Source organism: Acidovorax sp. BLS4, assembly GCF_032929295.1.
Lineage (GTDB): Bacteria > Pseudomonadota > Gammaproteobacteria > Burkholderiales > Burkholderiaceae_C > Paracidovorax.
Genome location: NZ_CP136797.1, coordinates 3,625,235 through 3,650,241, shown reverse-complemented (window position 1 = coordinate 3,650,241; position 25,007 = coordinate 3,625,235). Strand labels below are relative to the sequence as shown.

The 25,007-nt window shown below is 65.9% G+C and carries 21 protein-coding genes; 11 read left to right on the top strand and 10 right to left on the bottom strand.

Annotated elements, in window-relative coordinates; all coding sequences use genetic code 11:
• Positions 1–83 precede the first annotated feature (83 nt).
• A complete protein-coding gene (mdtD, locus tag R1Z03_RS16800; protein WP_317353037.1) occupies positions 84–1,508 on the top strand; it encodes a multidrug transporter subunit MdtD in 1,425 nt (474 codons plus the stop codon).
• A gap of 4 nt (positions 1,509–1,512) precedes the next feature.
• Here mdtD and R1Z03_RS16795 read toward each other — a convergent pair whose 3' ends face one another.
• Both R1Z03_RS16795 and R1Z03_RS16790 read right to left on the bottom strand, forming a co-directional pair.
• Positions 1,513–2,622 (bottom strand): anhydro-N-acetylmuramic acid kinase, encoded by a 1,110-nt coding sequence (locus R1Z03_RS16795; protein ID WP_317353034.1) that lies wholly within the window; start codon positions 2,620–2,622, stop codon positions 1,513–1,515.
• Positions 2,623–2,644: 22 nt separating this feature from the next.
• On the bottom strand, positions 2,645–4,006 hold the full coding sequence (locus tag R1Z03_RS16790; protein WP_284398334.1) for a M23 family metallopeptidase: 1,362 nt from the start codon (positions 4,004–4,006) through the stop codon (positions 2,645–2,647).
• Between the two features lie 179 nt (positions 4,007–4,185).
• Between R1Z03_RS16790 and tyrS the strand changes: the two genes are divergently transcribed.
• Positions 4,186–5,421: a tyrosine--tRNA ligase gene (tyrS, locus tag R1Z03_RS16785; protein WP_284398336.1), complete on the top strand. Its 1,236-nt coding sequence runs from the start codon at positions 4,186–4,188 to the stop codon at positions 5,419–5,421.
• A gap of 23 nt (positions 5,422–5,444) precedes the next feature.
• Here tyrS and R1Z03_RS16780 read toward each other — a convergent pair whose 3' ends face one another.
• On the bottom strand, positions 5,445–6,437 hold the full coding sequence (locus R1Z03_RS16780) for a LysR substrate-binding domain-containing protein (protein WP_317353028.1): 993 nt from the start codon (positions 6,435–6,437) through the stop codon (positions 5,445–5,447).
• Positions 6,438–6,555: 118 nt separating this feature from the next.
• Here R1Z03_RS16780 and R1Z03_RS16775 point away from each other — a divergent pair, with 118 nt between their 5' ends.
• The 5 genes from R1Z03_RS16775 to R1Z03_RS16755 all read left to right on the top strand — a co-directional run bounded on the left by R1Z03_RS16775 (position 6,556) and on the right by R1Z03_RS16755 (position 11,125).
• The gene (locus R1Z03_RS16775) at positions 6,556–7,083 is read left to right on the top strand and encodes a DUF2917 domain-containing protein (protein ID WP_284429763.1); all 528 of its coding nucleotides are present in this window, start codon (positions 6,556–6,558) and stop codon (positions 7,081–7,083) included.
• A 194-nt stretch (positions 7,084–7,277) separates the two neighbouring features.
• Entirely contained in the window at positions 7,278–7,577 is a 300-nt protein-coding gene (locus tag R1Z03_RS16770; RefSeq protein ID WP_284413753.1) for a DUF2917 domain-containing protein, read from the top strand.
• Positions 7,578–7,862: 285 nt separating this feature from the next.
• Entirely contained in the window at positions 7,863–8,633 is a 771-nt protein-coding gene (locus tag R1Z03_RS16765) for a Crp/Fnr family transcriptional regulator (protein WP_284413751.1), read from the top strand.
• Between the two features lie 167 nt (positions 8,634–8,800).
• Positions 8,801–10,237, top strand: coding sequence for a bifunctional UDP-N-acetylglucosamine diphosphorylase/glucosamine-1-phosphate N-acetyltransferase GlmU (gene glmU, locus R1Z03_RS16760; RefSeq protein ID WP_317353019.1), 1,437 nt, complete (start codon positions 8,801–8,803; stop codon positions 10,235–10,237).
• 3 nt (positions 10,238–10,240) lie between these two features.
• Positions 10,241–11,125 carry an ATP-binding protein gene (locus R1Z03_RS16755; protein WP_317353017.1) on the top strand — a complete coding sequence of 295 codons (885 nt, stop codon included), beginning with the start codon at positions 10,241–10,243 and terminating at the stop codon, positions 11,123–11,125.
• 33 nt (positions 11,126–11,158) lie between these two features.
• Here R1Z03_RS16755 and R1Z03_RS16750 read toward each other — a convergent pair whose 3' ends face one another.
• The gene (locus R1Z03_RS16750; RefSeq protein WP_317353014.1) at positions 11,159–11,671 is read right to left on the bottom strand and encodes an Lrp/AsnC family transcriptional regulator; all 513 of its coding nucleotides are present in this window, start codon (positions 11,669–11,671) and stop codon (positions 11,159–11,161) included.
• A gap of 138 nt (positions 11,672–11,809) precedes the next feature.
• On the opposite strand from R1Z03_RS16750, the gene glmS reads away from it, so the two are divergent.
• The 4 genes from glmS to wecB all read left to right on the top strand — a co-directional run bounded on the left by glmS (position 11,810) and on the right by wecB (position 18,143).
• Positions 11,810–13,732 (top strand): glutamine--fructose-6-phosphate transaminase (isomerizing), encoded by a 1,923-nt coding sequence (gene glmS / locus R1Z03_RS16745; protein WP_284429767.1) that lies wholly within the window; start codon positions 11,810–11,812, stop codon positions 13,730–13,732.
• A gap of 414 nt (positions 13,733–14,146) precedes the next feature.
• Entirely contained in the window at positions 14,147–15,337 is a 1,191-nt protein-coding gene (locus tag R1Z03_RS16740; RefSeq protein ID WP_317353012.1) for a glycosyltransferase family 1 protein, read from the top strand.
• A 248-nt stretch (positions 15,338–15,585) separates the two neighbouring features.
• On the top strand, positions 15,586–16,995 hold the full coding sequence (locus tag R1Z03_RS16735) for an undecaprenyl-phosphate glucose phosphotransferase (protein ID WP_317353009.1): 1,410 nt from the start codon (positions 15,586–15,588) through the stop codon (positions 16,993–16,995).
• A 14-nt stretch (positions 16,996–17,009) separates the two neighbouring features.
• Entirely contained in the window at positions 17,010–18,143 is a 1,134-nt protein-coding gene (wecB, locus tag R1Z03_RS16730) for a non-hydrolyzing UDP-N-acetylglucosamine 2-epimerase (RefSeq protein WP_317353007.1), read from the top strand.
• A gap of 142 nt (positions 18,144–18,285) precedes the next feature.
• Here wecB and R1Z03_RS16725 read toward each other — a convergent pair whose 3' ends face one another.
• Genes R1Z03_RS16725 through R1Z03_RS16700 form a run of 6 tightly spaced genes read right to left on the bottom strand, consistent with a single transcriptional unit; the run spans position 18,286 to position 24,989 of the window.
• Positions 18,286–19,575, bottom strand: coding sequence for an O-antigen ligase family protein (locus tag R1Z03_RS16725; RefSeq protein ID WP_317353006.1), 1,290 nt, complete (start codon positions 19,573–19,575; stop codon positions 18,286–18,288).
• A complete protein-coding gene (locus tag R1Z03_RS16720; protein WP_317353005.1) occupies positions 19,572–20,354 on the bottom strand; it encodes a WecB/TagA/CpsF family glycosyltransferase in 783 nt (260 codons plus the stop codon). The genes R1Z03_RS16725 and R1Z03_RS16720 overlap by 4 nt, the downstream gene beginning before the upstream one ends.
• Positions 20,351–21,424: a glycosyltransferase family 4 protein gene (locus tag R1Z03_RS16715; RefSeq protein WP_317353003.1), complete on the bottom strand. Its 1,074-nt coding sequence runs from the start codon at positions 21,422–21,424 to the stop codon at positions 20,351–20,353. The genes R1Z03_RS16720 and R1Z03_RS16715 overlap by 4 nt, the downstream gene beginning before the upstream one ends.
• Before the next feature lie 4 nt (positions 21,425–21,428).
• Complete coding sequence (locus R1Z03_RS16710) at positions 21,429–22,751, bottom strand: hypothetical protein (protein WP_317353001.1); 1,323 nt, start codon at positions 22,749–22,751, stop codon at positions 21,429–21,431.
• On the bottom strand, positions 22,748–24,004 hold the full coding sequence (locus R1Z03_RS16705; protein ID WP_317352999.1) for a hypothetical protein: 1,257 nt from the start codon (positions 24,002–24,004) through the stop codon (positions 22,748–22,750). Before R1Z03_RS16705 ends, R1Z03_RS16710 begins: the two co-directional genes overlap by 4 nt.
• Positions 23,991–24,989 (bottom strand): class I SAM-dependent methyltransferase, encoded by a 999-nt coding sequence (locus R1Z03_RS16700; protein WP_317352997.1) that lies wholly within the window; start codon positions 24,987–24,989, stop codon positions 23,991–23,993. The genes R1Z03_RS16705 and R1Z03_RS16700 overlap by 14 nt, the downstream gene beginning before the upstream one ends.
• Positions 24,990–25,007 lie beyond the last annotated feature (18 nt).

Sequence of the window (25,007 nt, the reverse complement as noted above, 5' to 3'; positions counted from 1 at the left end):
TCGCCTGACTCAAAAGCCGCCTTCGGGCGGCTTTTTGCTGGGCACGTGCGGCGGAATCCATTACCGCCGTTGATCGGAACGGCATGCAACAAGAGCGCTCCCTTCAAATCCTGCTATGGCTGGTGGCCGTCGGCTTTTTCATGCAGACGCTGGACGCCACCATCGTCAACACGGCCCTGCCCACCATGGCGAGCAGCCTGGGGGAAAGTCCGCTGCGCATGCAATCGGTCGTGGTGGCGTATTCGCTGTCCATGGCGCTGCTGATCCCAGCATCGGGCTGGGTGGCCGACCGCTTCGGCGCACGGCGGGTGTATCTGAGCGCCATCGTGCTGTTCGTCGTGGGATCGGTGCTTTGCGCTGTGTCGAGCCGGCTGGACCAATTGGTGGCGGCGCGGGTGGTGCAGGGCCTGGGCGGAGCGCTGCTGCTGCCGGTGGGACGGCTGGTGGTGCTGCGCACCTTTCCGCGCGAGAAGTTTCTGCAGGCCATGAGCTTCGTGGCGATCCCCGGCCTCATCGGGCCGCTGATCGGCCCCACGCTGGGTGGCTGGCTGGTGGAGGTGGCATCGTGGCACTGGATCTTCCTGATCAATGTGCCGGTCGGCCTGATCGGGTGCCTGGCGACGCTGCGGTACATGCCGGCCGTGCCCGGCGCCCCGGTGGCCCGCTTCGACCTGGCGGGCTATCTCATGCTGGCCTTCGGCATGGCGGCGCTGTCTCTGGCGCTCGATGGACTGTCGAGCCTGGGGCTGCGGCAGGCGAGTGTGCTCGTGCTGCTGATTTTCGGGTTGGCGAGCCTGGTGGCGTACTGGCTGCATGCGGCACGCAAGCCGAACCCGCTGTTCTCGCCCCGGCTGTTCTCGGTGGCCACGCTGCGCATCGGGCTGCTGGGCAACCTGTTTTCGCGCCTGGGCAGCTCGTGCATGCCCTTCCTGATCCCCCTGATGCTGCAGGTGACGATGGGCTACACCCCCCTGCATGCCGGATTGATGATGCTGCCGGTGGCGTTGGCCGGCATGTCGATGAAGCGTTTCACGACGCCATTGATCACGCGGTTCGGCTACCGCCGCGTGCTGGTGGGCAACACGCTGATGGTGGGGATCACGATGGCGAGTTTTGCCCTCTCGACCCCCTCGCAGCCGCTGTGGTGGCACATCGTGCAGCTGGCGATCTTCGGGGCGGTGAATTCGCTTCAGTTCACGGCCATGAACACGGTCACGCTCAAGGACTTGAACCAGGGCATGGCCAGCAGCGGCAACAGCCTGCTGTCGATGGTGCAGATGGTGGCCATGGGCATGGGGGTGGCCGCCGCGGGCGGGGTGCTCTCGGCATTCACGGGCCACTTCGGGAGCGGGGGCGCGCAGCAGACGCTGTGGGCCTTCCAAGGCACCTTCGCCTGCATGGGGCTGGTGACCATCGCCTCGGCAGGCATCTTCTGGCAGTTGTCTCCACGCGACTCCGAACGCGGCGCGGCTGCGGACGACGTGCCCGACGTGCCGGAGCACGTCTGAGCCGTCAGGCGGGGTATATTGCGCCCAGGATGCGCGGCCCCGCCGCGCCGGTGACGCTGGAGAGGTTGCCGCTTTGTCGCTCCACGGCTCGGTGGGCCAGCCATGCGAAGGCGGCGGCTTCCACCTGCAGGGCCGGCATGCCGTGCTCGTCGGAGGCCGATACGGCGACACCGGGCAGAAGTGCCTGCAATCGGTGCATGAGGTGGCCGTTGAGGGCGCCGCCGCCGCACACGATCAACGGGTTGCCGCCGTCGCCGAAACGGCGCACGCCATCGGCGCAGACGCTGGCCGTGAATTCGGTCAGGGTGGCCTGGACATCGGCCGGAGCGGCCGATGCGAACGCCGGCAGGTGCCCTTCCAGCCAGGCGGGGTTGAAAAGGTCACGCCCTGTGCTTTTGGGTGGTGGCTGCGACAGATACGGCTCGGACCGCAACGCACCGAGCAGCGCGGGCAGGACCTGCCCGCTGGAAGCCCAGGCGCCGTCGCGGTCGAACGGCTGGCCCGTATGCTGCTGGCACCAGTGGTCCATCAGTGCGTTGCCTGGCCCGCAATCGAATCCCAGCACCGCACCCTGCGAACCCAGCACGCTGAGGTTGGAGATGCCGCCGATGTTCAACACGCAGACTGTCCGGCCGGACTGGCCGAACACCCCCTGGTGAAACGCCGGTACCAGCGGCGCACCCTGGCCGCCCGCCGCCACGTCGCGGCTGCGGAAGTCGGCCACCACGTCGATGCCCGTCGATTCGGCCAGCAAGGCGGCATTGCCCAGTTGCAGCGTGTATCCGGTGCCGTCGAAGGCCTGGGGGCGATGGCGCACCGTCTGCCCGTGGGCGCCGATGGCGCGAACGGCGGAGGGTGGCAGGCCGGCCTGGCTCAAAAGCGTGTGCACCACGCCGGCATAGGCGCGCGCCAATGCGTTTCCGGCCAGCGCAGCGCGGTGCAGTTCGTCGGCACCGGGTGTGTTGAGCGCGAGCAGCGCTGCTCTTAAGTCAGGAGCAAAAGGCGCGCATGTATATTGCGCGACCTTGCATTTTTGCTCGGAGAAATCTGCCAGCACCCCATCGACTCCATCGAGCGAGGTGCCCGACATGAGTCCGATGTACAACGCTGGCATGGGACCGGAACGCGCAACGCGCTTACTGGGCGCTGGCTTGCTGCACCTGGGCGGCGGCCGACAACTGGATGCGCATGTTCGATGCCAGGCGGTTGAAGGCGGCGCGCGAGGCACTGGACACCGGCGTGGCAGCTTCGCTTTGCTGCGCGATCACCATGGGGTCCTGGTGCTGGCCATCCACGCGGAATTCGAAGTGCAGGTGGGGGCCGGTGGCCCATCCCGTTGCACCGACGGCGCCGATGGTCTGTCCCTGCTCCACGCTCTGGCCCTTGCGCACGTCGATGCGGCTCAGGTGGGCATACACGGTGACGTGCTGGTTGCGGTGCTTGACGTAAATGACATTGCCATAGCCGTTCTGCACCCCGGCGAAATCGACCGTGCCATCGCCCACGGTGCGCACGGCCGTGCCGGTGGGCGCTGCGAAGTCAGTGCCCAGGTGGGCGCGCCATTTTTGCAGGATGGGATGAAAGCGCATCTTGAAGCCGCTCGAGATGCGCGAGAACTCCACCGGCGAGGTGAGGTAGGCGCGGCGCATGCTCTCGCCGTCCAGCGTGTAGTAGGCGCCCTTGGAGGCGGGCGTGTCCTGGAACCAGACGGCGTCATGCGTCTTGCCGTTGTTGTGGAACTCCGCGCTCAGCACGCGGCCGCTGCGCAGCGGCTCGCCATCGGCTTCGAGCGTTTCGTAGACCACCGAGAACCGGTCGTCCTTGCGCAGGGCGCGGTGGAAATCGATGTTGCTGGCGAACACTTCGGCGATCTGCGTCGCCACGGCATCGGGAATGTTGGAAGCGTCGGTCGCGGCGAACAGCGAGCTGCGGATGATGCCGCCGGCCAGCCGCGTGCCCACGGTGAGCGGCGCCGTCTCGACGCGCGAGGTGAATTCGTTGCCCTTGCGCTGCACGACCAGCCGGCGGAAATTGCCGCTGTCGTCCTGGACCCAGCGCGCTGTGAGGCTGATGAGGCGGTGATCGTCCGTGGTTTCTGCCGATACGGACCGGCCCGAGCGGCCCAGCAGGGTCTGGCGCACCTGGCCGTCGCTGCGAAGGAAGGCGGCGGCCGCCGGGTCCGCCACACCCAGGCGCTGCAGGATGGCCTCGGCGGTGTCGCTGCTGCGGGTCTGGTCCGAGCGGTAGAGGGAATAGTTGGGAATGTCCACCAGCGCTGGCAGGGACTGGTCGCTGGCCAGCGAATCCACCGCGTATTCGACCGTGCTGCGGGGCAGGTCGGCGGGGTCCGGCGCGAAGGAGGCGACGGCGAAAGCGCCGCCGCCGCCCGTCAGCAACAGCGTTGCGATGGCGGCGGTGATGCGTTTGGGATGGGTCTGGGCGATGCGCGATAGCCGGTCCAGCAGTGCGAGGCTGGCGGATGTCAAGCCATTGTTCAAAGTGTCTTACCCCAGGGTGAGGTGCGTTCGGGCCGGGTGGGGGCGGAACGCACGAGCTTAGGTCAGGCTGCAGCCATTCGGTGCAAGGGTCCGAACCGGCAGGACCACTAGAATCCGCCACTGCAAATGTGGGCCGGAGTATAACGACGAGCGCCCCGGAAACCCCCAAAAAAACCCTTATGAATCAATCTGCTGTTACAACATTCCCAATCACCGATGGTGTAGGACGGGCGCTTGAGGTATCGCTTCGGGGCGCTGACGAATTGCTGCCCCGTGACGAATGGACGAAGAAGCTGGCGCGCTCCGAGGCGACCGGCGTGCCGCTGCGCATCAAGCTGGGGCTGGATCCGACGGCGCCGGACATCCACATCGGCCACACCGTGGTGCTCAACAAGATGCGCCAGCTGCAGGACCTGGGACATCAGGTGATCTTCCTGATCGGCGACTTCACCAGCCTGATCGGCGACCCCTCCGGCCGCAACAGCACCCGGCCGCCCCTCACCCCCGAGCAGATCAAGGCCAATGCCGAGACCTACTACCGCCAGGCCAGCATGGTGCTGGACCCGGCCAAAACGGAGATCCGCTACAACAGCGAATGGAGCGAGCCGCTGGGCGCGACCGGCATGATCCAGCTCGCTGCCAAGTACACGGTCGCGCGCATGATGGAGCGCGACGATTTCCACAAGCGCTTTTCGACCGGGCAGTCGATCAGCGTGCACGAATTCCTCTACCCGCTCATGCAGGGCTACGACTCGGTGGCACTGAAGAGCGACCTGGAACTGGGCGGTACCGACCAGAAGTTCAACCTGCTGATGGGTCGCCATCTCCAGCAGGAGTACGGCCAGGAACCGCAGTGCGTGCTCACCATGCCGCTGCTGGTGGGTCTGGACGGCGTCGACAAGATGTCGAAATCCAAGAACAACTACATCGGCATTGCGGAAGACGCCAACACTATGTTCGCCAAGGTGCTGTCCATCTCCGACACGCTGATGTGGGACTGGTACACGCTGCTGTCGTTCAAGTCCCTCGCCGAGATCGCCGCGCTCAAGGCCGAGGTGGAGGCTGGCCGCAACCCCAAGGACGCCAAGGTGATGCTCGCCAAGGAGATCACCGCGCGCTTTCACAGCGCGGCGGCCGCCGATGCGGCCGAGGCGGACTTCATCAACCGCAGCAAGGGCGGGGTGCCCGACGAGATTCCCGAGGTGGCCCTGGCCGGGGCGCCGCTGGGCATCGGCGCGTTGCTGCGCCAGGCCAATCTGGCGCCTTCCGGCAGCGAGGCCAGCCGCCTGATCGATGGTGGTGGCGTGCGGGTGGACGGCGGTGTCGTCAGCGACAAGGGGCTCAAGCTGGAAGCGGGCACTTACGTGCTCCAGGTGGGCAAGCGCAAGTTCGCGCGGGTCACTCTCAGCGCCTGAACGCGGCACGCGCCGCACGCGCGTCAGTCCAGGTTGTCGCTCAGGTCGGGGTCAGGCACGTCGCCGATGGCCTCGCGCGTGGCCTGTGCCTGCAGGGTGAGCCAGGCGCAGAACGCCCGGATTTCCGGCCGCTGCCCGCTGCGCGGCCCCACCAGCAGCCAGTACGCCAGCGGTGAATCGAGCCGGTAGCCCGGCAGCACTTCCACCAGATCGCCCGACGCCAGCGCGTCGGCGATGAGCGGCATGCGCGCCAGGGCCAGGCCCTGGCCGGTGAGCGTGGCCTGCACGATCTGATGGGCGTAGTTGAAGTACAGCCAGCGCTTGGGCTGCAGCTTTTCCTGCCCGTTGAGTTCGAACCAGCGGCGCCAGGTGAGCCATTCAAGGTGCATGGTGCGGTGCGCATCGCCCGCTTCGATGAGCGTGAAGCGCGCCACGTCCGCGGGCCCGCGGATGGGCGGATTGCTCTTGATGAGCCAGGGGCTCGCCACCACGGCCAGCTGCTCGCCGAACAGGCGCTGCGAGCCGCTCATGTTGGCGCTGGGCAGGCTGTAGCGCAGGGCCAGGTCCACGTCGGCGGTTTCCAGGTCCACGGCCACATCGCTCGCGTCGATGCGGATGTCGATGTCGGGGTTTTCGCGCTGGAACTCCTCCATGCGGGGAATGAGCCACATCGAGGCGAAGCTGGCCCAGGTGGTGATGGCCACGCTTTTGCGGCCCGCGGTCTGCCGCACCAGCCGCACGCAGGCATCCATGCGTTCAAGAGCCGGGGCGACGGCCCGCTGCAACTGCGCGCCGGCGCTGGTCAGCTCCACCGCCCGGGTGTGGCGCAGAAACAGCGGCACGCCCACTTCTTCTTCCAGCGCCTGGATCTGGCGGCTGACCGCCGACTGGGTGAGCGACATCTCTTCCGCGGCCGCCCGGAAGTTCAGGTGGCGGGCCACCGCGAGAAAGGCGCGCCAGTGGCCGACCGCCACTGGCCGGGTGCGCAAGTGGGTGATGGGGGCAGGCAGATTCATGGCTGGGATTGATGAGGCTTGGGAATCAAATTATCTCCGGCTTTTCATTGGACCGGATGGGGGTGGTGAGTCGAATATCCAGTCCTGTCAACACCGAAATTCATGCAAGGAGCACTCCATGTCAAACCCTTCCGTTCTGGAATCGCAACAATCCCGGGTGGGCGCTGCGTCGGCCCGGACCATGGCGGGTTGCTGGATTTTGCCCCCACGCCGCGCCTTGGGTTTGTATCCCACCCAGCGGTCGCGGCTGCGCATCGAGCGCGGCGGTGTCTGGCTCACGGTGACAGGCGGCAAGGGCGCATTGCCCGGCGACTGGTTCCTCGGCGAAGGCGATGAGCAGGTGCTCGAGCCCGGCGTCCATGCCGTCATCGAGCCGTGGCACGGCGGTCGGGCCGCGCTTTCGGGTGGCGCGCTGGCCGAAGGCGTGCAATTTCGCTGGGATCCGGTCGCCCTGCCAGTGCCGGCGGTGCAGTCCGAGGCTTGGTCGCGGGGCGTCGTAGCGCCTTGGGCGGACTTGGTGGGGGCTTTGCGCGGGGCGGCGTGGGCTGGGGCCCGGCTGGTGAAAGGGCTGCTGCAGTGGGCGGGAGCAGGCCGTTGGGCGCCGACGACTGCACCTCGGACCTGCATTGATGCGCAATGCGAATAGATCAGGGGGGTCTTTTGCATTGATGTGGTTCCGGCATGAATCGCCTGGGGCGTTTTCATTGGACGGTGCCACATTGCCAGACGCATGATAGGCACATTGCTAGGGTTTTCCAGGAGAAAGAAATGACCGCTTCAAATGTTCTGAATTTTCAACAATCCGCTGTCTTGCCTCGCGGAGAGGCGAAAGACATTTGCATGCTGGCCATCGGCAATGCCCACAGCCTGCGCCCCCGTGTGCCGATGGCCCTGCGCGTGATGTCCGGCCATGCCTGGGTCACGCTCGACGACGGCCCGAACGGTGAACGCGACGTGGCAGCCGGCGACGTCTTTCTCAATGCCGGCCAGACCTTGTGGGTGGCGGCCGGCCAGCACGCTGTCATCGAGCCCCTGGGCCGCGATGCCGTGCAGTACCGCTTCAGCGCTTCTGCGGTGGTGCGCCATGCGGACAGTGCCTTGAAGGCCCGCTCCACGCAAGGCGAGGCCTGCTGCGCCTGAAGTCCGTCTTGCTGCCGTTCCCCCAGGGAATCGCAGCGAGGCGGCAAGAAACTGGCGCGGTGGCGCTGAAGGCGGGCCAGAAGCTGTCAAAGCTCCCGGCCCGTTTGACATTTCAGGGCTGGTCGGCAGGCTGATGAAAGACCTCCCAGCGGGGGAGAAAGTCAATCGGCGCTGGTGCGCCGGCGCAAGGTCTGTGGCGTGCCGTGCACAGTGTCAAAAGACATAGGGAGGAGTACCCTGGTGTGCCTAGAATCGCCGCCCACCAGTTCTCACCGATTCGCCTTTATGAGCGTGGACTTTGCTTCTGAATCCCTGGCGCACGCCATTCCGCGCCATTGCGATGCCTGCCGGTTGCGCAACACCCCTTCCGCTTTCACTCCGGTATCGCCGCAGGAGCTGCAGTTCATCGACCAGTTCCGCTGCGGCACCGCCACCGTGGCGGCTGGGGGCACGCTGATCCGCGAGCACCAACCCAACGGCAAGCTCTACACGCTCTACACCGGTTGGGCATTCCGCTACAAGACGCTGTCGGATGGGCGGCGCCAGATCCTCAACTTCCTGCTGCCGGGCGACCTGGTGGGGCTGCAGCAGGAGTTCGGCGACACCGCGATGCACGGCGTGGAGGCCGTCACCCCTTGCGCGTTCTGCGTGTTCCCGGCCGACGGGCTGTGGTCGCTGTTTCGCGACCATGGCCGGCTGGGCTACGACGTGACCTGGCTCGCGGCGCGCGGCGAAGGCATGGTGGACGACAACCTGCTCACCACCGGCCGTCGCAATGCCACCGAGCGCGTGGCCATGCTGCTCATGCACTTGTACCGCCGGCTCGACCGCCTGGGACTGTCCGAGAACGGCACCGTCGAATTCCCCATCACCCAGCAACACATCGCCGACTCGCTCGGGCTGTCGCTCGTGCACACCAACAAGACGCTGCGGCGCCTGGCGCAACTGGGTCTGCACGAGATCGCCGATGGGCGGCTGCGCATCATCAATCCGCGCGCGCTGGCCCGCATCGCCGAGTATTACGACGCCATCCCCCGGCCGGTACCCCTGCTCTAGGCTTTGGGTGAAATCGGCCTCCAGTGCAATAAGTACTAGGGCATATTGCTATTAATTTTGTAGCAATCTTAAAACCCCTGGCGGGCGCGGCAGGGCGCCGATAATCGGCGGATTCCCCTGGGACGCCGGTCGCCGTGCCGCGCGGCCGCAACCGAACGGACCCTTTCATGACAGCACTGGACATCATCATCATGGCGGCGGGCAAAGGCACGCGCATGAAAAGCCGCACCCCCAAGGTCCTGCAGCGCCTGGCGGGGCGCCCGCTGCTGCGCCATGTGCTGGACCAGGCGGCCAGCCTGCGGGCCCGGCGCGTGGTGGTCATCACTGGCCATGGCGCGGAGCAGGTGGAGGCCGCCGTCGCCGGCGGTCCGGGGGGCGATTCCGGCGCCGGTTTCGAATTGAAGTTCGCCCGCCAGGAGCCGCAGCTCGGCACCGGCCATGCCGTGCAGCAGGCGATGCCCGCGCTGGCGGGTGACGGCACCGTGGTCGTGCTGTCGGGCGACGTGCCCCTGACCCAGGCCGCCACCTTGCATGCGCTGGTGGAGGCCTCGGCGCGGGAGCGGCTCGCGCTGCTGACCGTGACGCTGCCCGACCCGGCCGGCTACGGCCGCATCGTGCGCAATGCCGCCGGTGCGGTGCAGGGCATCGTGGAGCACAAGGACGCGAGCGAGGTCCAGCGCGCCATCACCGAGGTGTACAGCGGCATCATGGCCGTGCCGGCGCAACGGCTGGCCGGCTGGCTCGCCCGGCTGCGCAACGACAACGCCCAGGGCGAGTACTACCTGACCGACATCGTCGCCATGGCCGTGGCCGATGGGGTGCCGGTGGTGGCCCATCGCATCACCGACGCATTGCAGGTGGCGGGCGTGAACAGCCCACTGCAATTGGCGGAGCTGGAGCGCGCGCACCAGGCCCGCCAGGCCGCGGCGCTGATGGAGCAGGGCGTGCGCCTGGTCGACCCGGCGCGCTTCGATCTGCGCGACGATGCCCGCCTCGGGGTCCGGGGCCGGCTGGTCTGCGGGCAGGATGTGGAGATCGACGTGAACTGCGTCTTCACCGGCCACGTGGAGCTGGGCGAGGGCGTGCAGATCGGTGCGCACTGCTGCATCGCCAATGCCACCATCGCGGCGGGCGCGGTGGTCCATCCCTACACCCACATCGACGGCGAGAAAGCCGGCGTGCAGGTCGGCCCGGGCGCCCTCATCGGACCTTTCGCCCGTCTGCGCCCGGGTGCCCAACTGGGCCGGGAGGTGCACATCGGCAACTTCGTCGAAGTGAAGAATTCCACGCTGGCCGATGGCGCCAAGGCGAACCACCTGGCCTATCTGGGCGATGCCACGGTGGGCGAGCGCGTGAACTACGGCGCGGGCAGCATCACGGCCAATTACGACGGGGCCAACAAGTTCCGCACCGTCATCGAGGCCGACGTGCACATCGGCAGCAACAGCGTGCTGGTGGCGCCCGTCACCATCGGTGCCGGGGGCACGGTCGCCGGCGGCTCCACCATCACGAAGGACGCCCCGCCGGGCGCCTTGAGCGTGGCGCGCGGCCGGCAGGTGACCATCGAAAACTGGAAACGGCCCGCCAAGCTGCCCAAGGCCTGAGCCATGGACGGGCTCGGTGATTTGCCCGGCGACGAACGGGTTCAACAAGCGCAGGCCGATGAAGTGGCGCGCCTGCGGGCGGAACTGGACGCGGCGCGGCAGGAGCAGGAGGCGTTCCTGCGGGCCGTGTCGCACGACCTGCGTGCGCCCGTGCGCCACATCCTCGCCTACGGCCGGCTGGTGCGGGAGACCGTCGCACAGAGCAATGCCGATCCCGAGGCGTTGCAGTTTCTGGACACCATCGCACAGGCAGGCCAGCAGCTCGGCAGCATGATCGACGGGCTGATCCAGCTGGGGCGCATCGGCTCAGCCCCTGTCACGCCGGGCCCGGTCGCGCTGGGCCCGGTGCTGCAGAGCGCGGTGGCTGCGGCGCGGACGGCCGCCGCTGCGGCACCTGCGCTGAAAAAAAGCGCGGCCGCGAAGGAGCCCGCCTCTTCCGGGGAGGGGGTGGCCAGCGCCTGGATCGACACCGTGCATTGGGATCTGCCCGCGGTCGAGGCCTGCCCCGTGCTGTGGGCGGACGCGGGCTGGCTGCAGGAGGTGCTGGTGGCCTTGTTGGACAACGCCCTCAAGTTCTCGCGCGGTGCCCAGCCGCCACGCATCGCCGTGCAGGTGCGGCCGGCACCCGGCGATCGGGTCGACATCACGGTGCAGGACAACGGCGCCGGCTTTCCTGCCGCGCAGGCGGGGCAGTTGTTCCAGGTGTTCCAGCGGCTGCATCCGGCGAGCCAGTTCGAGGGCCTGGGCCTGGGGCTCGCGCGGTGCCGGCGCCTGGTGGCGCGCATGGGCGGCACCATTGGCATCAGTGCAGCGCCCCACCAAGGGTGCACCGTGTGCCTGCAATTGCCGGCCGCGAGGTCGGCTGGGCCGGACGCCGCTGCCAGTTGACCGCGGCGATGGCCGCCGCGCCCGTCCGGCGGCTCATGGCGTGCGGGGGGGCGGGCTCTCCGGACGCACGCACGGCAGCTTCGGCTCGAATTTGCTGCGCTTGAGGCTGAAGAAGGCCTTCACGTTGCGCACGTTGCCGTCGCTGGAAAACAGGCGCTGGGCCAGGGTCAGATAGCCCGGGATGTCCTGCGCGTAGATCACCAGGATGAAATCGGGCCCCGGCGAGACGCGGTAGCACTGCTGCACCGCGGCTTCCGGCTGCATGCGCTGCTCGAAGGCTGCCAGGCGTTCGGTGTCCTGCCGGTCCAGCGTCACTTCCACGATCGCGGTGATGCCGTGGCCCAGGTGCCGTGCCAGGGCATCGGGCTGGACCAGGGCCACCTCCCGCTCGATCAGGCCCGCCTCGCGCAGGCGCTTGATCCGGCGAAGGCAGGTGGGAGGCGACACGCGAACCGCTGCGGCCAAGTCCTGATTGCTGGCCCTGGCATCGTCTTGCAGGGCGTTCAGCAGTTGAAGGTCGGTGTCGTCGAGAAATAATGATTCCATGGAGTTAATTTTATGGAATTAAATTTCAATGAATGTTTCGTGGGAAATTTAATTCCAAAAATTGTTTGAATAATTTATACATATTTCTTGACGCCCTGCCTACCATCGCCCATCCACATTCCTTTCAGGAGATCGTCCATGTGCGGCATCGTCGGCGCGGTATCCACGCGCAACATCGTCCCCATCCTCGTGCAGGGCCTGCAGCGCCTGGAGTACCGCGGCTACGACTCCTGCGGCGTGGCCATCCACGATGCCAGCCTGGGCGCCTCCCGCACGGGCGGCCTGCGCCGCGCCCGCAGCACGGCCCGCGTGGCCGAGTTGCTCGAGCAGGTGAACGCCGAGCAGGTCGAGGGGGCCACCGGCATCGCCCACACCCGCTGGGCCACGCACGGCGCCCCGGCGGTGCACAACGCCCATCCGCACTTCAGCCATGGCACGGGCACGGGCGATCCCACGGCGGATGAGCCGCTGCGCCTGGGCCGCGTGGCGCTGGTGCACAACGGCATCATCGAAAACCATGAAGAGCTGCGCGCCGCCCTGCAGGCACGTGGCTACACCTTCACCAGCCAGACGGACACCGAAGTCATCGCCCACCTGGTGGACAGCCACTACAGCGGCGACCTGTTCCAGGCCGTTCAGGCCGCCGTCACCCAGTTGCATGGCGCCTATGCCATCGCCGTCATCCACAAGGACGAACCCCACCGCGTGGTGGGCGCACGCGCCGGCTCGCCGCTCATCCTGGGCGTGGGGGAGGGCGAGCATTTCCTGGCCAGCGATGCCATGGCGCTCGCTGGGGTGACCGACCAGATCGTGTACCTGGAAGAGGGCGACTTGGTGGACCTGCAACTGGGCCGCTACTGGATCGTGGGCAAGGGCGGGCAGCCGCTGGAGGCCCATCGGCGCCCGGTACGCACCGTGCAGGCGCACAGCGGCGCCGCCGAGCTGGGCCCCTACCGACACTACATGCAAAAGGAGATCTTCGAGCAGCCCCGCGCCATTGCCGACACGCTGGAGGGCGTGCGCGGCATCGTGCCCGAGCTGTTCGACGGCGCGCCCGGCCCGGACGGCGAGCCCGGCGCCGCCGCCTGGCGCGTGTTCAAGGAGATCGACTCCGTGCTCATCCTGGCCTGCGGCACCAGCTACTACAGCGGCTGCGCGGCCAAGTACTGGCTGGAGTCCATCGCCGGCATTCCCACCCAGGTGGAAGTGGCCAGCGAGTACCGCTATCGCACCAGCGTGCCGAACCCGCGCGCGCTGGTCGTCACCATCAGCCAGTCGGGGGAAACGGCCGACACGCTGGCCGCGCTGCGCCACGCGCAAAGCCTGGGCATGCTGCACACGCTCACCATCTGCAACGTGTCCACCAGCGCCATGGTGCGCGAATGCAAGCTGGCCTACATCACGCGTGCGGGCGTCGAGATCGGCGTGGCCTCCACCAAGGCCTTCACGACCCAGCTGGCGGGGCTGTTCCTTCTCACCCTTGCCATCGCGCAGTCGCGCGGCCGCCTGACCGACGACCAGGAGGCCGAGCACCTGAAAGCCATGCGCCACCTGCCCGTCGCGCTGCAGGCCGTGCTGGCGCTGGAGCCGCAGATCATCAGCTGGGCCGAGGACTTCGCGCGCATGGAAAACGCGCTCTTCCTGGGGCGCGGGCTGCACTACCCCATCGCGCTCGAAGGCGCCTTGAAGCTCAAGGAAATCAGCTACATCCATGCCGAGGCCTACCCGGCAGGGGAACTCAAGCACGGCCCCCTGGCCCTGGTGACCAGCGCCATGCCGATCGTGACCGTCGCGCCCAACGACACGCTGCTGGAAAAGCTCAAGAGCAACATGCAGGAAGTGCGCGCGCGCGGAGGCGTGCTGTATGTGCTGGCCGATGGCGACACACGGATCGAAAGCGGCGAGGGCCTGCACGTGATTCGCATGCCCGAGCATTACGGCCCGCTGTCGCCGCTGCTGCATGTGGTGCCACTGCAATTGCTCGCGTACCACACGGCTTGTGCCAGGGGGACGGATGTGGACAAGCCCCGCAATCTGGCCAAGAGCGTGACGGTGGAGTGAGTGCCTGCGGCGGCCGACACGCGAATGAGCTCGTGAATCAGCCTCGGCATCCAGGTGGGTGCTCCGGCTCCAAGCCCATGCCTTTTCCTGGTTGATGCTCCCATATATGAATTGGTGTGGGTATCAAGGAGCCTGCATAGAAGAGCGTTCTGAATGTCCCAGCCATGGCCTGCACAAGGGGCTGGGCCACTGGATCGCTCTTCGGCAGCCCACATACAATCAACGCCACTCTGAACATGACAAGCCGCCATGTTCAGACGCCACCAGCTGCACTCTGGCATTTTCCCGCACTCCTTTGGAATGCAGGGATGCCAGTGCAGTCGCTGTCGAGCGCCCCGGCAGGCTCGTCAATGGCACATCCGCAGCCCCTGTGTCCACCAGGGAGATCCCGTCAACTCGAGAGGTGAGTCGGCAGTGAACGTCATTCTGGCCACGGAATCGATCCGACACCCGTTGACCGGGATTGGCCGCTACACGCACGAACTGGCACGGCATCTTGCCGAACTGCCGCAGATCGAATCCTTGCGGTTCTTGCACGGGCATCGGCTCAGTGAACAGCTGCCAAAGCCCGGGGTTGCAAGGACCGTCATCCCTTGGATTGGAGATCGTCTTTCACGGTTTCACTGGACTCTCGACACGTATCAGCGTTTGAATCAAGTCGCCAAAGCGCAGGCGCTACGCGGTTCAGGCGCCGCGATCTTTCACGGTTGCAACTATTCTTTGCCGCATCACGACGGGCCCTGTGTCGTGACTTTTCACGACATGTCGATTTACCGCTGGGCGCAGTGCCACCGTGCAGATCGGGTGCGTTACATGCGCAAGGAAGTGGCTTTATCGTTGCGCCGGACGCAGCTCATCCTCACGGTGTCGGAGTTCTCCCGACGCGAAATTGCGGCGCAGTTTGATTGGCCGCTGCAGCACATACGGGCCATACCGCTTGCATGCAGCGGTGCTTTCCGTCCTCACAATGAAGCGGAACTGGTTGCGCCTTTGCAAGCGGCAGGATTGAGGCAGGATGGCTACAGTCTTTTCGTGGGCACGATCGAGCCACGAAAGAACCTGCTGAACCTCATGGACGCTTATGCCCAATTGCCTGCGGCATTGCGTGCAAGATGGCCGTTGGTGGTCGTCGGTCATCCTGGCTGGAACAGCTCGGCTGAACACGAGCGCATGCGCCTGGCCGAACAGGCCGGTTGGCTGCGTTACCTCGGCTATATCGAAGACATTCGCCTGCCCGCACTCTTCGCTGGCGCACGGCTCTTCGTTTTCCCTTCGCTGTACGAGGGGTTCGGCCTGCCGGTCTTGGAGGCCATGGCCACGGGCACACCGGTTCTGTGCTCGGATGCGGCGGCGCTACCAGAAGTCTCCGGCGAGGCTGCAGCCTTGTTTGAACCGATGGACGTGAAAGCGCTGGCTGCCCACCTGGCGCGCGGCTTGGAAGACGAAGCCTGGCGCACTGCCGCGAGCGCCGCAGGGCGTCAACGCGCCGCGCAATTCAGCTGGCAACGGTGTGCCGAGCTCACCGCTCAAGCCTATCGTGACGTTCTCACGGGGACAGGTACCGTACGGCGAACGACCGGCTCCCTTGTCTCCGCCACGACCTGACCGCCCATGAACTGCGAATTGGCCGGCAGCAAGCCCAGTAACGCGTTGACGCTGCGAGTTGACGCTTTGCGCGAGCATGGGCCTGCTGTCTGCGGCAAAGCTGAAGTCTTAAGATTCTGTATGCATCGCCCTGGAGGCTGCGGTGTATGCGACCAAGGCAACCACAATACAGAAGACGGTATGAAGGAGAACCAGTTGCGGTTCATTTTCGCGACGACCCGCCCGCGCGCTCCGAAGGACTATCCCGCATGAGCGTGATGGAGCGATTGTTGGCCCACGTGGCCGTGTCCCCGCGCGCGGCCGGCGACGGCATGGCAATGGCCGCGGCAGTGTTGAAACTGGCGGACATGGCGGTGGTGGTTGCCAGCGGGTTGCTCGCGTACGCGTTTCGGACAGGGCATGTCGAGTTGCCTGATGCGCCCCACTATTTCTATGCCCTGCTGGCCGGAGCACTTCTCAATTTGTTCGTGTTCGTGCAACTGGCGCTGTATCAAAGCTGGCGCTTGGCGCTTCCCTCCATGGTGCTGGGGCGGCTGCTGTGGGGATGGTGCCTGGTGCTGGTCGCCCTGGCGTCGCTGAGTTTTTTAAGTAAAACGGGCCCGAGCTTTTCCCGTCTGTGGTTCTTGTACTGGGCGGGGATCGGAATCCTCGGTTTGGTCGGCGCACGGGTGCTGCTCGATCGACTGCTGCGCTGGCTGCACGCCCGTGGCATCGGCAATCGGCGGGTTGCGCTCCTGGGGCCGCCGGACAGGGTGGCGCAGGTGTCGGAGCGCATCCAGCGTGGCCCCTGGTCAGGCATCGAGGTGATTCCCGTGCCGCCCGCGATCAATGCGGGGGACTTCGCCGCTTTGCCAGACTGGTTGAGTCAGCACAGCGTCATCGAAGTCTGGCTGGCTTGGCCGATGCGCGACGAGCGGCTGATTCGCGAGAGCGTGCGCAATCTGGACGCCAGCTGTGTCGAGATTCGATGGATTCCGGACATTTTTGCGTTCCGTCTGATTCACCATGGGATGGCTGAAGTGGTCGGAACTCCCATGCTGGAGTTGTCGGTACGCCCCTTGTCCCTCACCTCGCAACTCGTCAAGTTGGTGGTTGACAAACTGATCGCCAGCGCGGTGCTCGTTCTGGCGAGCCCGTTGCTGCTGGCGCTGGCCGTGGGCGTCAAGCTCTCGGGCCCGGGGCCTGTGATTTTCCGGCAGATGCGGCATGGGTGGGACGGGAAGGCTTTCGAGGTGTGGAAGTTTCGGAGCATGCATGCCCACGATCCGGCAGAAGCGCCGCTTCAGACCTCGCGCACGGACTCGCGGGTGACCCGCTTTGGTGCGTTCATGCGCCGTACCAGCCTCGATGAGCTGCCGCAGTTCGTGAACGTGCTGCAGGGAAGGATGTCGATTGTCGGGCCGCGGCCGCATGCACTGCGACACAATGCGGAATATCAGGACCTGATCCCGAACTATCTGCAGCGGCACCGGGTCAAGCCGGGCATGACGGGATGGGCGCAAGTCAACGGGTTGCGCGGAGAGATCCACTCGCTGGAAAAGATGCGCAAGCGTGTGGAGTACGACCTGTACTACATCCAGCATTGGTCGCTCTGGCTGGATCTGAGCATCATTGCGCAGACCTGCGCGATCGTGCTGTTCGATCGCGATGCTTACTGACAAGGCCGGAGTCCATGCGTTCTCAGATTGCCTATGTGCTAGGCACACGCCCAGAAATCATCAAGATGTCTTCCCTGATTGCCGCCAGTCAGCGGGAGGGCATTGGCCATAGCGTCATTCACACCAACCAGCACTACGCGGAATCCATGGACCGCGTCATCTTCGAGCAACTGGATCTGCCGCCGGCCGGCATTCATCTCGGGGTGGGGTCTGCCCCGCAAGGCGAACAGATAGGGCGCATGCTGTGTGGCCTGGAGCCTGCCCTGGCGGAGATGCAGCCGGACATTGTGGTCGTGCAGGGCGACACCAACAGTGCCTTGGCCGGTGCATTGGCTGCCAGCAAGCTTGGTATTCCGGTGGCGCACGTGGAAGCCGGGCTGCGGAGCGGTGACCGTCGCATGCCAGAGGAAATCAACCGCATCCTGATCGATCAGATGGCGGACCACCTGTTCTGCCCCACCCCGCTGCAGGCGCAGATTCTGCGTGACGAAGGGGTGTCCGAAAGGCGCATCCACGTGACAGGCAACACGGTGGTCGATGCGACGCTGGCCTATGCAACGGCTGCACGGCAACGCTCGGACGTCCTGCGCAGGTTGGGCTTGCCCAGCAACGGCTATTGGCTGCTGACGTGTCACCGCCGTTCCAATACCGAAGAGCAAACGCATTTCGAGAGGCTGATGGACGTCGTGTGTGCGATGTCGTGGTCTGCAGGCATGCCTCTGGTGTTTCCGATGCACCCGCGCCTGGCCGCCATGGGGCGTTCTACGCTGGCTGGCCGACCTGGGCTGCTGGCCATCGAGCCGGTCGGCTACCTGGACATGCTGGCGTTGTTGCAGGGCGCTGCGCTGGTCATGACAGACAGCGGCGGCGTGCAGGAGGAAGCCTGCATCTTGCAGCGCAAGTGTCTTTTGCTGCGCACCAGCACCGAGCGCCCGGAGACGCTAGAGCGTGGCGGTGCCGAGCTGCCGGCCAGCCTGAGCGACGGTGACCTGCGGACGGCTTTGGAAAAGTTGCTGGCGCGTGCAGTGGCATGGAGCAATCCCTTGGGTGATGGAAACGCCTTCCGGCGCATTCTGGATATCCTGCTCGCGAAGCGCCAGGAAGACACATCGTCCCCACGCCATCGGCACCACAGAACCACTCACTGAAGACCGGCCTGGGCAGGCAAGCCGGCTTTCACGATCAGACGTCAGCGCAACCCTTCGTCCAAGAGATCCGGCGGCGGATGCAGCGCGACATGCACGTCGGTGCACAGACCGCACACCCAGACCGAGCGCTTTGGCTGAACCGTCAAGTTGTGGATCGTGATACGCCGTCGGCCTGCGAGGGTGCGGACTGTCCCGCGTGCAGTGAGGCCACTGCCAATGCGGCATGCATCGAGAACGGGAAAAACGGGAAGTAAAAATCAAACGTGCTCAGACCCAGCACGAGAATCAGCCACGCGATCGCCCATTGACGCTCGGCCGCAATGCGCAGCAGGGGACGCCACAGCGCAAAAATCAGCGCCAATCCGGCAAGCAGGCCGAAAAGTCCCGTTTCGGACAGTGCCGCCAGCAACAGGTTGTGAGCGTGCAGTTCGCCGCGGTGGAAGCGGCCGCCGGTGTAGTCTGGAACCATGAACTGGAACACGCCTGCCCCAAGACCGAACCAGGGGTGGTCGCGCCAAGCATCCAGCGCGCCGCTCCAAAGGTACGTCCGCCCTAGCGTGAAGGCCGTCATCATGTTTTCCTGTGCCGCGCTGGTCATGTCTGGATAACGTAGCCACAACACGAAGACGGCAAGCACAGCGATTCCGCCCAACGCCACGCGTGCGATGTGGCGCTGTCTATTGGACGTGCATGCCCTTGGCCATGCCCACCATGCCATCAGCACCCCGACGGGCAGCAGGGTGTTGCGTACCTGGGTCAACGCCAGCGCCAACACGGCGCCCACCAACGCGAGCGCCAGCGAGATCTTCCCGACTTCACCCCGCTGCTGCAGCCTCAGCACCAACAGCAGCACCATGGCCGCGGACGTGGCCAGCAGTGCAGGGTGCTCGTACATGCCCGAAATTCGCGGCAGGTACTTGAAAGTCTCTTCTGGATGGAATGCCAGGGCCACGCGCAGCGCCCCAGGCCATTGGAACCAGACGGCCCCGGCCAGCGCCAGGTTGAACCACACGGCGATGAGTGCTGCCAGCGTCGCCGCACGCGGCCAGCGCGGGCAGGCCGCAGCGAGGTTGAGCATGGCCCAAAGCGCCAAAAGACTGGTGGCATACCGCACGGCGAATGCGCATGCCAGCCCGATGTGGTTCGAAGCCAGGACCGATGCGGACAGGGCCGCGATGCACATCAGGATGGCCAGCAGGGGACGTACCAATTCAGATGGCACGCCATGCCGCACGAGCGATCCTGCGGAAATGGCGAGCATGCAGCCCAGCATCGTCACGGACCCCAGTGACAGGGCCATGCCGAAAAACCGAAACGGCAGCACGATCTGCTGCAAGCAAAACAGCAGATAAAGGGCCAGGCAAATGCTCACCAGGAGCAGTTGCCCGCGCGGCGGTACGGCCGCCGGGGAGGGATCGAAACGTGAGTTCATGCACCCGTGCGGACGATGGCACGCGAACGATGGCGTCTGCTCATGCGCGCGCGTAACAGCAGCAGTAGATAGGCGCAATTGGTTCGCAGATACCGGGCGAACAGGCGCCTGGGCTCCAGCCACAAACGGAACATCCATTCCATGCCGAATCTCTGCATCAGCAGTGGAGCGCGCGGCAGCATGCCGGACACGACATCGAACGATCCTCCCACCCCCATCGCCAGTGCCACGCCCAGTTCATACCAATGCCGCTGCAAAAAGAGTTCCTTCTTCGGCGAGCTGATGCCGACAAAAAGATAGCGCGCTCCCGAGTTCCGGATCGCAGCGACGACTTGCGTCACTTCGTCGTCCCGGAAATAGCCGTCGCTTGTCCCGGCGATGTGAAGTCCGGGAAACATCTCGCGCAGCCGTTGAGCGGCCGCCAAAACGATGGCCGGCCGCGCACCCAGCAGGTAGACCCCGGTACCGGACTGTGCAGCCTGGCCGCAGAGGTCTTGCATCAGGTCAATGCCGGCGCGTCGAGCCGGGGGATCGACTCCCAGCCAGCGCAGGCCAGCACTGATGCCGCTCCCGTCGATGTGAACCAGCTCGGCCTCATCCAGTGCGTCACGCAGCAGTCCCTGCGCTCTTGCGTCGATCAGCTTGGCCACATTGAGCCCTTCGATGCGAACCGGGTCTCCACCGTGGGCGGCCTCCTGTGCACGCTGCAGCAACTGCGTGGGAGAGACGAGATCCAGTGGACAATCGAAGAAACGAATCCGTTCGGGACGGTGTATCAAGGCGCAGGCTCCTTTTTCGGCGCATCGTACAGTGCCCCTACACGCGATCGCATGTGCTCCCACGTGAAGCCTGCGCGAACCTGCGCAATGGTGTGCGGCAACACGCGTCGTTGCCGCTGGGTGGCTGCGCAGGCTGCCAGTGCGGCGACGTTACCGAGTGGATAGAGGGCATCGGACAGTCCGACGGCCTCCAAAATCGCCCGGTTGCCTGGGATGTCGCTGGCCACGACCGGGCAACCGAGCAATAGCATCTCGATCAGTACCGTCGGCATGCCCTCCATCGCCGATGGCATGACGAACAGATCGGCGACCGAGGCCATGGCGGCCACATCGGCATCGTCGACAAAACCATGGAGCCGCACCCGATCGGCCCATCCGCGTGTCTGTGCGAAAGATTCAAGCCGCGCGCGATCCGGCCCCCGCCCAACTACATGCAGAACGGCATGTTCCATGCCCGGCTCGCCCAGCAGCGCGATGGCATCGTGCAGGCGCTTGACCGCGTCGAGCCGCCCCACGGAGAGCAAAGCCGGCGCCCCTTCCAGCCCTGGTACTTCCATTGGTGGAGCGTGCAATTGCGCCTCAAGCACCGCATTGGGCAGCAGCACCGGGTGCGCGGGACGGAGACCGCGCCACGTCAGGTAGTCCTGCCAGTAGGCCGACAGGAGCACCACCCGGTCTGCGCCTCGCAGCAGCGCGCGCTCGATCAATCCGTCCCAACACCGTTTTCCCAGGCGCTTGCCCAAAGCGGGATCGTCGTCGTAATAGCAGTGGGGCGTATAGACCAAGCGCTTGCCAAGCAGCCAGGCCATTGACGCTGCCAACGCGGAAATGGGGGTCCGCGCGCCATGGACATGCACGGCGTCGGCCCAGCCGATGTGCTGCCACATCGCCCGGGCACTCACGCGCACCACTTCGTAGGCGTGCACGTGCCCGCTCGCAGTCGACGGTGCCGCAACGCGCACGGCATGGCCTGCTTCCACGGCCAGCACGGCCAGCCCATGGATATGCCGGGCGACGCCGCCGCCCCCGCCATGGGGGGCAAAGTCTTTGTAGACGTGCAGGATGCGCATGGAGTCACGCCCTCGCCGCATGGATGCACGGTGCGCGGATGGTTCCGGGCTCGACAGCCGCGCCGAAGCGCGTGGCTGCTGCGCATTGGCGCAGCACGCCGCCGAGCAGCAGCCAGAATCCGCCGGCGCCGGAGACGGTCAACGCATTTTCGGAGGACACGAAGGTCGTCACCATCCCGCACAGCAGCCAGAAAGTGGCCAATGCCAGGCGGTCACCTTGCCGGACGTGGGCTTGCCACAGGGTGCGCAGGCACCAAAAGACAAGGCCAAGAAACAAAAGCGCGCAGGGCACTCCCATCTGGTAGGCGATGCTGAACAAGGCACCTTCCCCGCCTCCCAGATCGGTCAGCGCTTGCCGGGCGGCGAAAGCGCCCTGGCGTCCCAGACCACCTCCCCACAGAGCGACTTGGCCCAGGTCGGCCAAGTTGCGCTGCAGTGCCCACCAATGGCCAATCGTGGAGCCGTCACGGAAATTCCACGAGGCCACCACAATGCCGTAGGACGCCCAAACCATCGCCACCAATGCGGCGCCGACCAGCAGCACCCGCGCAGTGGCGGAGCGGACCAGACCGCGGCTGGTCAACAAATAGCCGAGCAGCGCAACGATGCCTGCGAGCATCGAACCACGGGTTCCCGACATCCACACGCCGACGAAAAGCCCGGCACACACCAGCAGTGCGCGCCAGGGCCAGCGCGTCTGCCACAACCCCAGCGCTGCCAGGGCCGCAGTGACCAGGAACTGCCCCTGCGCCAGCGGTGCCGCCAATAAGCCGCCAGCGCGGCGCGCATACGTTTCTCCGCCAAAAAAATTCCATGGCAGGCCGGTATGGGGATCGGTGTCCTTTGGCATCACGCCCTTGATGTTCGCAAGGTAGTCAGGCAGGCGCACGGTGTCCACCCAGAACTGGGTGTTGACGATTTCCCACATGCCAAACAAAGTGCTGGCCAAGCCCAGCCAGACCAGGGCGGACGCGCCGAAACGGAGATTCCGAGGTGTCGAAAAGCAGCCGTATCCCGCCAACAGGAACACCATCGGCACCAAAATGACGCCAAGCGATCCCAGTACCACCCCGGCTGGAAGGCCATGCACGAGGCCCACCGGCGCGTAGGCAAGCGCCAATCCGCCGAACGCCAGCACCGACACCAGCAGCGCCCGCGGCATGCGCACCGTCAACAGGCACAGCGCTGCCAGCGCCAACACTGTGAGGTCCCGTATCGGGCGCAGCCAAGTGGCCTGCAACCAGGTGCCACCGCCGTACAACCACGCCACCAGCGGATCGCCGACATGCACCCAAAGGATGAGCAACGCCAGACCCCAGCGTTTCATTGGCTGGCTCCAACATGGCTGGGCCAGTCTGGGTCGGAGGCGAAACTGCGTGACAGCCATTGTTGCTGCCGTTCAAGGAAAGCGCCGCGCGTGCAGGCATCCTCTCGCAGTCGGCGGACCAGTGCGCACAACGTCGTCACGTCGGGCACCTGCTGGGCCGGCCGCCCGATCTCCTGCGCATCCGCAGACCCTGAGGCCGGCCATGCCAGGCCGATGACATAGTGGCCTCGACAAGCCGCCTGCAACAGCGCAGTGGAACAAAAACCCACTACCAGCGCGGGTGCTGCGGTGTCCTCCAACAAGGCATGTGGCGGCGGCCGGCACAATGGGGCCATCGCGCTTTTCGCGTAGGGATGACCGTTGCGCACTTCCTCGGGATGCAGCAGGATTTGCAATGTGATGCCCTCGAGCCGGGTCTGGATCAGGGCGTCTGCCAGGGCTTGAAAATAGCCCGCGAGCGAGAGCCCATACACCGGTGTGTGCGTTTGCGATACGAGATACAGAACTGAAGGCGCGGCATGGGCACTGGCTTCAACCTGGGGACGCGCCGGACCGTAGCTGCACGCATGTGCGGCCACACCATGCCGGGCGTAGACCTCTGCGCTGCTTGGTCCCCACAGCAAATGGTGCTGGGCCCGCACGGGAAAGAATTCTTCGGTAGGCAAGCCGTGCTGTACGCAGATGCTGCGCCAGCCGGTGCCGGCGGCCTGCTGTGCCGCCACGGCGTAGAGATCGAAATCGTTGTGCAGCAGCAGCGTGGCGGTCGTGCCCGAGCACATCACGCTCGACCAGGCGCCGCACCAAAGGCGTTGCCGAAACACGCAGCAGCGCACCAGCCAGGGCGCGGCGACCGGTGTCGTGCCTGGCGCATGCCGGAGCCGCCAGGCTGACCAGGCATGGCGCCAAGCCGATGCTGGCGGCCGGGCCGGAAGCTGTCCAGCGACCTGCCCGCGCAGGCGCGGATGGATGAGGACGGTGCAGGCGATGCCGCGCCGGGCCAGATCGGCAACGCACGGTGCGAGGGCGCCCCAGCCATTGCTGCCCGGTAGGGTGGCCAGCGCGGCCCATCCCGCCACTGGCATCGCGCGCCGTGGCAGCGTGGCACACAGCCAGGCATCCCGCAGCAAAGCGAGCACGGCACGCAGCACTGCGCTGCGACCTCGCAAGGACAGGAAATAGACCTCGTGGCGCACTGCTGCGGCGTCTTCGCCATACTGGATCCGCAGGGTCCTATGGAAGTCACCGAATTGCATCGCATTCCTCTTGCAACACACGCCACTGGTTCCGCCGACGCTGCAGTTCTCCAACCAGGCCACTGCCGAACAGACTCACGATGGCCTGCTTGAGCACGCGCCGCATCCGATCCCGCAGCGCCCAGGACACGCGATTGAGTTGCCGATCGAGCAGGCGCACCTCCTGCGCGGTTGCCGCCGCCAACGGCTTGGACACACAGGCGTGCCGTGGACGCCGCAGGTGCAGCCACAGGTTGTCCGCCAGCATGCCCCCGCCAGGGTAGGCACCGCAGTAGATCACATCCAGTCCTGCGGCTTGCGCCAGCCGTTGCAACAGCGAGGCCGAGAAATAGCTCAGATGTGCAGGATGCACGTAGTTCCGCGAACGCCAGTCGCTCATCACGTCCGGTACCTCGATCCATGCCTGACCGCCAGGGACCAACACCCGTGCCACCGTTGCCAGGAAATCGCGCGGATCCGGTAAGTGCTCCATCACGTGGAAGGCCACGACCGCATCAAGCGTGGCTTCGTCCATCACCTGCTGCTGGGGCAGGAACTGAACGCGGGCGCCATCCAGCAGGCGCTCGCGGTGCGCCATATCCGGCTCCGACGCCAGTAAATGCAGGTCCGGACGCACCGCAGCGGCGGCGCCCAGGAAGGCACCAAAGCCAGAGCCCAACTCGAACAGGCGCGCACCCCTTGGAAGATCCGGCGAAATCCGGCGCAGCCGACGATTTGCGACCAACCGGTCGCCGCGCAAGGCGAAGAAGCGTTCCTCGCTGCGCCAGGGCACTTCCATCGGAAACAAGCGGCGGTAGTCGTGCGCGTAGAAGCGCGCCAATGCCTCCTCGCTGAAGTCGGGAGCGAGGTAGGCAGCAGCACACAGTCCGCAGCGCCGCAGTTCCTGGCCGCTGCCGAGGTACACCTCCCGCCACACCGTGCGCTGCGCGCAGGTCGCGCCGCAGCAACGGCAACGGCCGTCGTCAGGAGCGAAGTCTGCATTCATTGACCGCCTCGGTTGACC